This window comes from Coprococcus sp. TF11-13 (assembly GCF_003481085.1).
Taxonomy (GTDB): Bacteria; Bacillota; Clostridia; order Lachnospirales; family Lachnospiraceae; genus Coprococcus; species Coprococcus aceti.
This window is the reverse complement of sequence record NZ_QUKK01000001.1, coordinates 991465-1004848: the sequence shown is the minus strand read 5'-3', so window position 1 is coordinate 1004848 and position 13384 is coordinate 991465. Positions and strand designations below refer to the sequence as shown.

Below are 13384 nucleotides of genomic sequence, written 5' to 3'. Positions count from 1 at the left end.
GGTCAGATTTTAATGGATGATAAAAACACAAATAGAACAATAGAATACTACAACACACATGCTGACAGATATTCAGAGGTAACCAGAAATGCAGACATGTCGGACATTTACAAGCGATTTGAGGAACATCTCAAGCCGGGCAGCAGGATTCTTGATCTTGGCTGCGGCAGTGGCCGTGACAGCAAATATTTTCTGGACAAGGGATATGATGTCGTATCTCTGGATGCGTCTGAGGCTATGTGCAGGAAAACTCAGGAGCTGACGGGAAAAGAGGCTGTACATATGCGCATTGAGGCCATGAACTATGAGAATGAATTTGACGCTGTGTGGGCGTGTGCTTCGCTGCTCCATGTTGCAAAGAGTGATATGCACAAGATCCTTGAGAAGGCTATGAAGGCGCTCAGGGTCGGCGGGGTATTGTATGCTTCGTGGAAGTACGGCAAGAGTGAACGGACGCGGGATGATGGAAGGACATTTGCCAATTATACGGAGGCCCGGGTCTGCGATATGGTGGCGTTGGTTTCAGGCGCATCGCTGGAGGATGTGTGGACGAGTCAGGACGTCAGGCTTGACAGGATAGGTCAGGGACACTTGTGGGTAAATGTTCTGGTGAAGAAGACCAGAGTTGTCATAACTGAGAAGGAATTTCTGAACATTTTCTGGAAGCAATACCAGATCATTGAGAAGGATGTCAGGATCAGTTCGGAGTATGTGGACATTCACAAGAGCAACTTCCCGACATTTTCAAGCAGATACATAAATATGTTTCTGAACATCTGCAGCAATATTGATTCTCTGATTGAGATATATTGCAAGATGGTAGAGGAGGACGATTACAGGAAGAAGTACAATATACATGACAGGCTTACTCCTGTGCTTAGGAAATTCCCGGCTATCAGGCTTGACGCAGTGAGGACGATAGACACATTTGAAGATATCGAGTTGAAGCCGTTCAGCGCATTTGTGGATGGCAGGATCGCGGATTGGTGGAATGACTATAACCTGGTAAAACATGCCAGAAGCGAGAAGAATGAGAAGACGGGAAAGTACAATTTCCAGAGCGCAAATCAGAAGAATGTGCTGACTGCCCTGGCTGCGTATTTTATCGTGTGCAACCGCATATACGAGGAGATATGCGAGATCTCGGCAACGCCGAAGAAGCTGCTCAAGTCGAAATTATTCCTGTACGTGAAGAATGGTGAGTAGATAAGGAAAGGTAATAGACCATGGTAAAACAGATAGTAAGAGATCAGATGTTTCTCAGCCAGAAGTCATCTCCGATGACGACTATGGATGCGGGGATCATAGCAGATATGCAGGACACATTAGCGGCAAATCAGGCGAGGTGCGTCGGCATGGCTGGCAACATGATCGGATATAAGAAGAGGATAATCATCGTCAGTATGGGATTTGCCAATGTTGTCATGCTGAATCCGGTACTCCTGTCAAAGTCGGGGGCTTACGAGACAGAGGAGGGATGTCTGTCTCTGGACGGCACGAGAAAGGTGACAAGGTATAGAGACATAGAAGTAGAGTTTCAGGATGCATCATTTGCAAAAAAGCGTATGAAGTTCAACGGATATATAGCCCAGATAGTGCTCCATGAGATGGATCACCTTGAGGGGCGAATAATTTAGGAGAGTTTATGGAATCAAAAGACGGAACATGGATCATGTATGGAGTTTCGGAGGATGATCCGGAGTGCCTGCACACGGTGGACGAACTTATCGGATATATAGAGGAAGTGGGATTCCTGCCTCTTTTCCGCAATGAGATACCTGGATTTTCGGTGGAAGAGCGAACCACGGAGAAGTATTGGTGGAGTGAAGACCCGCAGAGGGATCCTTGGGTGTGGCGCGAGATCATAGCCAGAAGAGGCGATATCGCATACGGCAAATTTTTCCACAATAAGGCGGGATTTATCTCAAAGAAATGGTTCCCGTATTTTGCAAATTATAGAAGAGCTGGATATGATTTCGATGCCAGATGGGATGATGAGCTTGCATCATTCAGGCAGAAGAAGATCATGGACTTGTTCATGGATGACCGTATAGACGAGGAGAGCGATGCGGAATTTGCAGCAGAAAAGCTGGATAGTATGTACAATACAGAACTTTTTTCATTCGATATAAAGAAGCTTGCCGGATTTGGCAAGGGCGGAGAGAAAGGCTTTGAGGGTACGATGACACAGCTCCAGATGCAGACCTACCTGTGTGCATGTGACTTCAGAAAGCGGGTGAACAAAAAGGGCGCGGAATACGGCTGGAATGTGGCCGTGTATTCTATGCCGGAGAAACTGTGGGGATATGACTACGTGGCATCTGCATATGGTGAGAGCCCGGAGAAGTCATGGGAGAGGATAGTGAGGCATATGGATGATATCTACCCGATTGCCACAGAGAAACAGATAAAGAAGGTTTTAAAGTAGAGACGATATACAGACAAGATGACGAAAATATTTATATGTATGGAAACTGCATCAAAAGGGTTTACATCAAAAGTTTACACATAACATTACATATATCTTTACATATGTGTTTACATATGTTATGTTTATATGCAAGTCAGGTTATAAAGAATAATATGATGCCTACTTGAAGAGGAGAAATGATGAACACTGTATATGATGTTATTATCGTGGGAACTGGCGCTGCAGGTTTGTTCTGTGCGTTGAATTTTCCAGAGACAAAAAAGGTCTGTATTATCACAAAAAGGCGGGCTGATGAGTCCGACTCTTTTTTGGCCCAAGGCGGCATATGTATGCTGCGGGGTGAGGAAGATTACGAAGATTATTTTGAAGACACCATGAGAGCCGGCCATTATGAGAACAATAAAAAGACAGTTGATCTGATGATCAGATCATCTAATCTTGTTATCAGAGAATTGATAAGGCTTGGAGTCAGATTTGAGAGAGATGAGAGCGGAAAGCTTGCCTTCACCAAGGAGGGAGCTCACAGCCAGCCAAGAATATTGTTTCACGAGGATATTACCGGCAAAGAGATTACATCCACTTTGCTGGAGTGTGCAAAGAAAAAATCCAATATCGAGATATATGAGTATACGACTATGCTCGACATCATCTGCAATGACAATGCCTGTGGTGGCGTGGTTATAGTTGATGAGGCCAAGAACATAAGCATACTTAGATCCAACAACGTTGTATTGGCGTGTGGTGGAATCGGAGGTATATATAAGAACTCAACGAATTTTGCCCATATAACAGGTGATGCCATAGCAATTGCCTTAAAACATGGAGTAGAGGTAGAGAATCTGAATTATGTGCAGATCCACCCGACGACACTGTTTAGCCGGAATAAAGGAAGAAGATTTCTGATATCTGAATCTGTGAGAGGCGAAGGCGCATGGCTTCTAAACAAGGCGGGCGAAAGGTTTACAGATGAACTTCAGCCTCGTGATGTAGTCAGCCATGCAATATGGAAACAGATGGAGATAGATGGAACGGAGCATGTGTGGGAAGATCTGAGACCGCTTGGAAGAGATGTGATCTTGCAGCATTTTCCACATATATACAAGCAGTGTAAGGATGAGGGATATGATGTGCTTGTTGAACCGATACCGGTTGTGCCGGCTCAGCATTACCACATGGGCGGAGTGAAGGCAGATCTCGCCGGAAGGACATCCATGGAAGGATTATATGCGGTAGGAGAAGCCGGATGTAATGGAGTGCATGGCAGAAACAGACTGGCAAGCAATTCGTTACTTGAGTCGCTTGTATTTGCACAGAGGGCAGCAGATGATATCATGTTCAGCAGAGAGCACAGAGGCTGTGGAGAATACAACATAGATCTGTCTGAATATGAAGATATAGATGGTTTATTTAGAGAATATAAGAATATAGTTTTGACAGAAACGGAAAGAAGAGGCTGAGAATGAATCAGATAACAATGAAATTGAATGCGGACAAGCTTATAATGATGGCTTTACAGGAGGATATCACAAGTGAGGATGTATCCACAAATGCGGTGATGCCAAAGGCACAGAAAGGAAAAGTAGACCTGATATGCAAGCAGGATGGAATCGTTGCAGGGCTTGATGTATATGCAAGAGTATTTACCATCTTAGATGACAGCACTGAGGTTGAGTTCTTCTGCAAAGATGGCGATGAGGTGAAGGCTGGCCAGCTTATGGGAATTGTGACTGGTGATATCAGGGTTCTTCTCTCTGGAGAGAGGGTTGCGCTTAATTACCTGCAGCGTATGAGTGGTATAGCTACATATACCCATGAGGTTGCAGAACTTCTTAAAGGAAGCAGGACTACTCTGCTGGATACCAGAAAGACTACGCCTAATTGTCGGATATTTGAGAAGTATGCAGTCAGAGTCGGCGGAGGCAGCAATCACAGATACAATTTGTCGGATGGAGTATTACTTAAGGATAATCATATAGGCGCTGCGGGAAGTATAAGCAATGCAGTGAGAATGGCAAAGGAGTATGCACCATTTGTTCGCAAGATAGAGGTTGAAGTTGAGACACTGGATCAGGTAAAAGAGGCTGTTGAAGCGGGAGCTGATATCATTATGCTTGACAATATGACAACGGATCAGATGAGGGCTGCGATCGATTTGATCGATGGACGTGCGGAGACAGAATGTTCAGGCAATGTTACAAAAGAGAACATAGAGAGACTGGTATCATTGGGAGTGGATTATATATCAAGCGGTGCGCTTACACACAGCTCACCTATAATGGATATATCGATGAAAAATCTTCATGCGGAGGAATAAAGTGAAGGCAAAAGAGAGAAGGGAAAGGATACTTGACATTGTGAAGAATTCAGATGTCCCTGTTCCGGCAAATAAGCTTGCGTCAGAATTCGATGTCAGTAGACAGATAATAGTGCAGGACATTGCAGTGATCAGGGCGGCTGATGATGGCATAATTGCAACTAACAGGGGTTATATATACAAGAATGAATCAAAATGTCAGAGAGAGTTTAAAGTAAAACACGGTTATGACAGGACTGAGGAAGAACTCACGATCATAGTTGATTATGGCGGTGTTGTAAAGAATGTAAGTATAAGTCATACGGTGTACAATCGTGTTACTGCAAAGATGAATATTGCTTCCAGATACGACGTGGCAAAATTTATGAAAAAATTGGAAAACAGCCAGTCGTCCCTGCTTGGAAATGCTACGAACGGATATCATTACCATTTGATAGAGGCTCCTAGTGAAGAGATCCTGGACACTATAGAGCAGAAACTCGAGGAGACAGGATTTCTTGTTCCATGGCAGGAGTGGGAGAAATAATACAGAATGATTTGGAGAGAATAAAATGACGATAAAAGAGATACAGGAAGAGATAATCAGACTGAAGAAAGAGAAGGATTTCTGCATACTGGCACATGCTTATCAGGGACATGAGATTCTTGAAGTTGCAGATTATATGGGAGATTCATATGGACTTAGCGTTGAGGCGAGCAAGGATTCCCGCAAAAATATAATAATGTGCGGTGTGCGTTTTATGGCGGAGACATGTAAGATACTGTCCCCTGATAAGAAGGTGTATCTGCCTAATCCTGAAGCCGGATGTCCGATGGCTGAACAGATGAACCTTGAAACGCTGAATGAGATGAAGAAGAAGTATCCGGGATATGCGGTTGTCGCCTATATAAATACGACATCTGAATTGAAAACTGCCTGTGATGTATGTGTGACATCCTCATCAGCAGTGCAGATCTGCAGCAAGCTTGATAATGACAAGATTCTTTTTATTCCAGATCCGAATCTTGGAAACTATGTTCAAAAGCAGATGCCGGAAAAGGAATTTGTATTTTTTAACGGCGGATGTCCTAGACATCTGGCGGTTACCATAGATGATGCTTTGAAGGCAAAAGAGTTACATCCGCATGCGGAGCTTCTTGTCCATCCTGAATGCAGACCTGATGTAGTTGCAGAGGCTGATTATGTAGGTTCAACCACAGGAATTATGGCATATGCCAGAAAGTCAGAGAAAAAAGAATTTATCATCGGTACAGAGCACAGTATTGTGGAGCATCTTCAGTATGAGTGCCCTGACAAAATGTTCTATCCAATTTCTTCAAAGCTGATGTGCCATAATATGAAGCTTACTACCCTGGTTGACATATTGAATGTACTAAAGGGCACAGGTGGCGAAGAGATAGTCCTTTCTGATGAGGTGATGGAGGGAGCTTCCCGCTGCATCAACAGAATGATCGCGCTTGGATAACGAGGTGCGGATGCCGAGAAACAGTATATAAAATACGGTTGCTTATTAGTTCATTAAGCGACCGTATTTTTTTGTACCTGTGTTATAATGTTATAAAAGTGTATAATATTATTTGCAAATTATGATCAGCCAGACTGGCTGGAGTATAGGAGGACATGATGGGTATTGTTGAATTAAAAAATGATAAGATCGCTATAAAGGTGAATACTCACGGTGCAGAGCTTGTGAGCCTGAAGAGTATCGAGACAGACAGAGAATACATGTGGTGCGGTGATGCTGAGTATTGGGGAAGAGTTTCTCCTGTGCTGTTTCCATTTGTGGGAAAGCTCGAAGGACAGCGTTACAGACATAACGGGGTGGTTTATGAGAATATACCTCAGCACGGATTTGCAAGGGACAGCGAGTTTGTAGTGGCTGGCCAGACTGGTGATACACTGCTGTTTGTGCTTGAGAAGAATGATACATGGCAGAAGAGCTATCCGTTTGATTTCAGTCTTTGTATAGGATACAGACTTGAAGGTTCATCTGTACATGTTATGTGGACCGTTGTGAATGAGGGAACTGACACGATTCATTTTTCTATCGGTGCTCATCCTGCATTTGCATGTGAGGGAGGCATCGGCGGTTATTCTCTGGATATGCACACAGGTAAGAACGAGATTGAATGTGGTCTTTTGACAGCAAATGGAGTTCTTGGAGATAGAACAGTTACGCACAGACTGACAGATGGAGTCTTAAAGCTGCGTGATGAGATGTTTGATGAGGATGCCCTGATCATGGATGGTAAGGGTATAAATACGATTACATTAAGGAACTCATCTGATGCGCCGGTTTTGCAGTTGAGATTTGATGTGCCGCAGATAGGCATATGGTCTCCTGCAAAGAAACATGCGCCATTTGTCTGCATAGAGCCTTGGTTTGGCAGGTGTGACCGCGAGGGATATGACGGAGATCTGGCGGACCGTGAGTATTCAAACAGTCTTGAGGCTGGCCATTCGTTCAGCAAGGAGTATGTCATCGACATACTATAATGGAAAACATATCATGTGTCAGATTAAGATATAGCAGAATATAATTTGTAAGCAGGGCGGGACATCCCATTGGTGGGATGTCCCGCCCTGTTTGTTATGTTTCATATACATTAATGTAGAATCTATGTAAAAGGTGCCTGACCCCATTGTTGTTCCTTTTTGTAGAGTGCTGAAAATACTACTTGACATATGATACTATGCGACGTATAGTATACTGCGTAAGGAGGTATAGCGATGGATATACAATTGAAGAGAGGGATGCTCGACGTGTGTGTGCTTGCGGCCATCAAGGACGAGGATTCCTATGGATATCAGATCATCAAAGATATGAAGCCGTATGTGACGATATCAGAGTCCACACTCTATCCTATCCTCAGAAGACTTGAGGCGGGAGCGCTGCTCACGGTTCATTCCGTGGAGCACAACGGAAGACTCAGAAAGTATTATCATATTACGGATGCCGGAAGAGCCAGGATAGAAGAGTTCAAGGAAGAGTGGAAGGAACTGGAATCCATATACAGATTTATTGTGAAGGAGGAAGTCAGAGATGAATAAACAGGAATATCTGGAGGCAATAAGAAGCAGGATCAGTGCGATGCCGGCTGATGATGTGAACAGGTTTATGGATTACTATAGCGAGATGATAGATGACCGCGTGGAGGACGGCCTTTCCGAGGAGGAGGCTGTGGCAGATATGGGATCACCTGATGCAGCAGTGGAGCAGATACTTGAAGATATGCCGCTTACGAAGCTTGTGAAGGAGAAGATCAAGCCAAAGCACGAGCTCAAGGCATGGGAGGTCGTACTCATAGTACTTGGTTCTCCGGTGTGGATTCCACTTCTTATTACGGCGTTGGTATTGCTGCTCACGTTGTGGATAGTTGCATTTGCACTTCTTATTTCATTCTACGCAGTTGTGCTCAGCTTTGTGGCAGCGGGAATAGGCGGACTGATATGTGCCATACCGCTGTTCATAGCCAACAGCCCATACACAGCAGTTCTCATGCTTGGAGCAGCACTCATTGGAATAGGTATAGCGATACTGTTTGTTGTATCCGTCAAACCTGTTACGGTTGGTATATTTAAGGTCTGCAAGGCCAGTGTGAATGGTATAAAGAGAATGTTTGTAAAGGAGAAATAGGCATGAGTAGAACAAAGAAAGCTGTTATAGCTGCATCGATCATGATCGTGGCTGGAATTATCACTGTGATCTCAGCACTTGTTGTAAATGGATTCAGATGGCCGAATGTGACAGTTAATCTGGCCCACATGACATCGGAGCCGGTGAACTACGTAAAGAAGACTGTTGATATAAAAGATAAATTCACTGCAATTGATGTAAAAAGCGCATCAGATGTGGATGTTGCCGTGAAGAAGGCGAGTGGAGATACAAGTTATGTGGAGTATTATGACTGCGGGAATCTGACACATCATGTAGATATATCAGATGGTGTGCTCAGGATAACCGCAGACGACAGCAGGAATGCAGCATTTAACATTTCCATTGGTGTGTATTCTGGAGCATGGCCATCCGTGACGGTGTATCTGGCTGGTACGGAGTACGATGATCTGAAGATTGTGACCAGCAGTGGTGACGTGGATATGGAATATTATCTGGCAATAGGTAATATCGATATAGAGGCCGCCAGCGGCGATGTGATCGTAAATGGTGCAAATGCAGATGCTCTGACGGTGGCGACCAGCAGTGGTGACATTAAGCTTGACAGTGTATCGTCAAAGGATACAAGAATATCAGCAAACAGTGGTGACGTCAGTCTTGGTGATGTGGTTATGGATAATATTGATCTGAAGACCTCCAGTGGCAATATCACATCTGGCAGTATAAAGGCAAAACGTATAAACGGTCGTGCGTCAAGTGGTGACGTAATGATTAGAGACTGTGATGCTTCTGAGATCAATGTCGTGACAACCAGTGGTGATGTATCGATCGGCATTGGCTCAGAAATGAAGTATGAATACAATACAAAGACATCCAGCGGTGATGTAAATGTACCGGACTCGGTTGAGGGAGCAGATGGAAAGTGCAATATCGAGACTAGTAGCGGAGATATTGATGTCACACAGTAAGTCGTAACTGAATACATTTGAAAATTGGTTCAAGGCAGGTCTTCTGAAATGGAATGACCTGCCTTGAGTTGTATTTAGGCTAAATTAAAGTTAATTAATGAAATAAAATGTCGGTAAAGGCCTCTGCTTATTGTGGATTCACGCTAAAAATGGTATCTTTAATATGTATATATATTTATACGGAAGAAAATATCAGGGAGAGTAAAGGATGAGTGCATTTGCATTGAGACTTGCAGTATTACCTTCGGTGTTACTGCTGTTATTTGTAGTCAGAAGAAATAAGAATAGCAGGGATCCAATGAGCCTGCTAGTATGGCTTGCGGTTCTGGGAGCTGTCAGCACGATACCGGCAGTAGTCGTGGAGCTGGTTGGGGGCGTATTGTTATACTACATGGGATTGGAATCCGGAACGGCGGTTTATGAGCTGGTCAACTGCTTCTTTATAGTGGCGATGATCGAGGAACTGGGCAAATTCCTTGGAATGTTAATACTTACATGGAAAAATAAGAACTTTGACCACAGCTATGACGGCGTTATATATGGCGTGTGCTCGTCGCTCGGATTTGCAACACTGGAGAATATCCTGTATGTATTCCAGGGTGGAATAGGACTCGGAATCCTGAGGGCTGTGACAGCAATCCCACTTCACTGCTCATGCGGCGTTATCATGGGATATTTCTACTCAAAGGCGAGAGAGAATGCGAACAAGGGCGAGGGTGCCGCAGGCAATATGCTGATAGCGTATTTTAGCACCATGGGAATACACGGACTGTATGATTTTGTGCTGTCGATTGATGACACCAGCGTGATCCTGTGCATACTGGTTCTGATCCTGTCGGTGGTTCTGATGTTCCTGCTCATATCCCATGCGGCAAAGAACGATCATATCATAGCGGTAAATCCTATATGGGTGAATCCGTATAATTTCAGATATATACCTATGCGTGGATACAATCAGCCAAATATGTACGGGCAGAACATGCAGTACAATCAGCCAAATATGTACGGGCAGAACATGCAGTACAATCAGTCAAATGTATATGGCCAGAGGCAGAACACCATACGGACAAATGCATACGGCCAGACGGGACAGTACAATAATCAGCAGAGTGGCTACGGCCAGCAGACCCGGTATGGTCAGCAGTATAATCCGCAGAGCAGATACAGTCAGCAGAGCGGTTACGGTCAGCGGCCGGGGCAGTACAATCAGCCGGGCAGCTATACTCAACAGCCAGGACAGTACAATCAGCCGTCAAGTGGCTACAGTCAGCCACAGCGGTACGATCAGCAGAATGGCTACAGCCAGCAGACCCAGTATGGCTGGCAGTCACAGCAGAATAATCAGTATAGCGGCTACGGTCAGCAGCCACATTACGGTCAGTCATCACAGTATGATCCGCAGAACACATACAGACAGTAATAAAATATTTATATAGAGGAGAACAGGCAAATGTTATTGATAAAGAATGGAAGAGTCGTTGATCCGGTCACCCATACAGACGAGGTCATGGATGTGCTCATCGACGGCAATCACATAGTTAAGACAGGATACGATCTGGAGGCAGAGGGTGCGGAGGTCATCGATGCAGATGGACTTGTAGTTGCACCGGGACTGGTAGACACACATGTACACTTCCGCGATCCGGGATTTACGTACAAGGAAGACATCGAGACAGGTGCCGCCGCCGCTGCAAGAGGAGGCTTCACGATGGTGGTATGTATGGCGAATACAAAGCCGGCGGTGGATAACCTTGAGACTCTCAAGTATATACAGGATAAAGGTGCAAAGACCGGAATACATGTAGTTCAGACAGCCACAGTCACAAAGGGCCTTGCTGGCAAGGAACTCGTGGACATGGACAGTCTTGCGGCTGCAGGTGCAGCAGGATTTACCGATGACGGAATCCCAATCATGGATGAGAAGCTTCTTCTTGAGGCTATGGAGAAGGCAAGGGATCTTGATCTTCCGGTGAGTCTTCATGAAGAGGATCCGCTGTTCATTGTACAGCCGGGAGTGAATCAAGGAAAAGTATCAGAAAAGCTTGGATACGGCGGTGCATCCCGCACAGCGGAGGATATTATGGTTGCAAGGGACTGCGTCCTTGCACTTCACACAGGTGCATCAGTGTGCATACAGCATATAAGCTCAGGCAATTCCGTGGATATAGTGAGAACTGCAAAGAAGCTTGGAGCGGACGTACATGCGGAGGCAACTCCACATCATTTCACCCTTATAGAGGATGCTGTGCTGAAGTACGGAACCATGGCGCGTATGAATCCTCCACTCAGAACTGAGAAAGACAGAAGACAGATCATAGAGGGAATACAGGATGGCACAATAGATATGATAGTGACGGATCACGCTCCGCACAGCAGTGAGGAGAAGGCGAGACCGTTTGACAAGGCGCCAAGTGGAATAACAGGGCTTGAGACATCTCTTGCCCTTGGAATATATTCCCTTGTACAGCCTGGATATATCTCACTCATGAAGCTCATGGAACTAATGAGCAGGAATCCTGCAGAATTTTACCGCATGGAACCGGGCAAGATAGCAGAGGGAGCTCCTGCGGATATAGTCATATTTGGCGAGAATGAGCAGTGGACAGTGAACAGCTTTGCGTCAAAGGCATCCAACAGTCCATTTGCCGGATGGACTCTCCCGGGAAGGGTTCACTATACAATCTGTGGTGGAAATATCGTGTATGACGCAGAAAAGTACGATGCTGAACATGATGTGTAAGATGCGGGCAGCAGGATATAAAATGTAAGATATGAGAAGATCATAACAGAGATGGGACATATAGATATGGACAAGATAAGACGACATTATACATTCAGAGGAAGAGTGCAGGGAGTTGGCTTCAGATACAGGGCGAGCTATGCTGCATCCATGTACGGAGTCACCGGCTGGGTGTGCAACAGATATGATGATTCTGTTGAGATGGAGGCTCAGGGGCTGCCTGAGGCTATAGACAAGGTGATAGCAGTTCTCAGAAATGACAGATATATATTTATAGAGGATATGGATGTCAGGGAGATACCTCTGGAGAATGACAGCGGATTTCATGTGAGATCAAGCTGGTAACGCGCGTAGATAAGGAGAGTGGACATATGGTAAAGATAGATTTGATAACGGGCTTTCTGGGCTCAGGCAAGACGACATTTATTAAGAAGTATGTGAGCTACCTTGTTGGCAAAGGATATAATGTCGGAATCCTTGAAAATGATTATGGTGCAGTCAACGTGGACATGATGCTTCTTCAGGATGTGATGGGCGAGAACTGTCATGCTGAAATGGTGGCAGGTGGCTGCGGCGAGGACTGTCACAAGAGAAGGTTCAAGACAAAGCTCATAGCGATGGGGATGAGCGGCTATGACAGAGTCATTGTTGAGCCTTCCGGAATATTTGATGTGGATGAATTCTTTGACGTCCTCCACGAGGAGCCACTAGACAGATGGTATGAGGTTGGATGCATCATTTCCATAGTCGATGCCGGACTTGACCGGGACATGAGCAGACAGTCCAGATATGTGCTTGCGTCTGAGGTTGCGAACTGTGGAACTCTGGTGATGAGCAAGGTTCAGGATGCATCGGAGGATGAGAAGAGGAGCACAATAGAATATATCAATGAAGTGCTCACCGAATTTCAGTGTAAGCGTCAGTTCGGCGATGATGTTCTGGAGAAGAACTGGGATGATTTCACGGATGATGACTTTGAAGGTTTTATGTCAACCGGATACAAATTAAACGACTATGTAAAATTATGGTTCAAACAAAGTGATGTGTTTAACTCGGTATATATCATGAATAAGGTCATGCCTCAGGAGCGGCTTGAGACGATAGTCAGGGATATATTTGAGGATAAGGAATGCGGAGATGTCTTTAGAATCAAGGGTTTTCTCCCTGTAAATGACACCGGATGGATAGAGCTCAACGCCACGGTAAAAAAGACCGAGGTGAGACCTATAGAGAACGGGCAGGAGATCATAATTGTGATCGGTTCGAATTTGGTGGAGGACAAAATAAAACGGTACTTTGAGTAAAGAGGCTGAT

At 44.9% G+C, this 13384-nt stretch carries 15 protein-coding genes; all 15 read left to right on the top strand.

All coding sequences use genetic code 11. The annotated features are described in order from the left end of the window. Positions 1-12: 12 nt before the first annotated feature. The 15 genes from DXD11_RS04465 (at position 13) to DXD11_RS04395 (ending at position 13374) form a co-directional block, all read left to right on the top strand. A complete protein-coding gene (locus DXD11_RS04465) occupies positions 13-1206 on the top strand; it encodes a class I SAM-dependent methyltransferase (protein WP_118757828.1) in 1194 nt (397 codons plus the stop codon). Between the two features lie 20 nt (positions 1207-1226). Continuing rightward, positions 1227-1637, top strand: a complete 411-nt coding sequence (locus tag DXD11_RS04460; RefSeq protein WP_015534796.1) for a peptide deformylase — start codon at positions 1227-1229, stop codon at positions 1635-1637. A gap of 8 nt (positions 1638-1645) precedes the next feature. Further along, positions 1646-2428, top strand: a complete 783-nt coding sequence (locus tag DXD11_RS04455) for an AlkZ-related protein (protein ID WP_118757827.1) — start codon at positions 1646-1648, stop codon at positions 2426-2428. Between the two features lie 179 nt (positions 2429-2607). Next, complete coding sequence (locus DXD11_RS04450; RefSeq protein ID WP_118757826.1) at positions 2608-3888, top strand: L-aspartate oxidase; 1281 nt, start codon at positions 2608-2610, stop codon at positions 3886-3888. Positions 3889-3890: 2 nt separating this feature from the next. Further along, positions 3891-4745, top strand: a complete 855-nt coding sequence (nadC, locus tag DXD11_RS04445; RefSeq protein WP_118757825.1) for a carboxylating nicotinate-nucleotide diphosphorylase — start codon at positions 3891-3893, stop codon at positions 4743-4745. A gap of 1 nt (position 4746) precedes the next feature. Beyond that, positions 4747-5271, top strand: a complete 525-nt coding sequence (locus DXD11_RS04440; RefSeq protein ID WP_118757824.1) for a transcription repressor NadR — start codon at positions 4747-4749, stop codon at positions 5269-5271. A 25-nt stretch (positions 5272-5296) separates the two neighbouring features. Then, positions 5297-6211, top strand: a complete 915-nt coding sequence (gene nadA / locus DXD11_RS04435) for a quinolinate synthase NadA (protein ID WP_118757823.1) — start codon at positions 5297-5299, stop codon at positions 6209-6211. Between the two features lie 158 nt (positions 6212-6369). Then, positions 6370-7242: an aldose 1-epimerase family protein gene (locus DXD11_RS04430; RefSeq protein WP_117549108.1), complete on the top strand. Its 873-nt coding sequence runs from the start codon at positions 6370-6372 to the stop codon at positions 7240-7242. 234 nt (positions 7243-7476) lie between these two features. Then, the gene (locus tag DXD11_RS04425) at positions 7477-7797 is read left to right on the top strand and encodes a PadR family transcriptional regulator (RefSeq protein WP_117549107.1); all 321 of its coding nucleotides are present in this window, start codon (positions 7477-7479) and stop codon (positions 7795-7797) included. Further along, positions 7790-8383: a DUF1700 domain-containing protein gene (locus tag DXD11_RS04420; protein ID WP_117549106.1), complete on the top strand. Its 594-nt coding sequence runs from the start codon at positions 7790-7792 to the stop codon at positions 8381-8383. Before DXD11_RS04425 ends, DXD11_RS04420 begins: the two co-directional genes overlap by 8 nt. Positions 8384-8385: 2 nt before the next feature. Then, positions 8386-9330: a DUF4097 family beta strand repeat-containing protein gene (locus DXD11_RS04415; protein WP_117549105.1), complete on the top strand. Its 945-nt coding sequence runs from the start codon at positions 8386-8388 to the stop codon at positions 9328-9330. A 208-nt stretch (positions 9331-9538) separates the two neighbouring features. Further along, on the top strand, positions 9539-10750 hold the full coding sequence (locus DXD11_RS04410; protein WP_117549104.1) for a PrsW family intramembrane metalloprotease: 1212 nt from the start codon (positions 9539-9541) through the stop codon (positions 10748-10750). 30 nt (positions 10751-10780) lie between these two features. Continuing rightward, entirely contained in the window at positions 10781-12070 is a 1290-nt protein-coding gene (locus DXD11_RS04405) for a dihydroorotase (RefSeq protein ID WP_117549103.1), read from the top strand. A 51-nt stretch (positions 12071-12121) separates the two neighbouring features. Next, positions 12122-12415 carry an acylphosphatase gene (locus DXD11_RS04400; RefSeq protein ID WP_015534784.1) on the top strand — a complete coding sequence of 98 codons (294 nt, stop codon included), beginning with the start codon at positions 12122-12124 and terminating at the stop codon, positions 12413-12415. Between the two features lie 26 nt (positions 12416-12441). Beyond that, positions 12442-13374, top strand: a complete 933-nt coding sequence (locus DXD11_RS04395; RefSeq protein WP_117549102.1) for a GTP-binding protein — start codon at positions 12442-12444, stop codon at positions 13372-13374. Positions 13375-13384 lie beyond the last annotated feature (10 nt).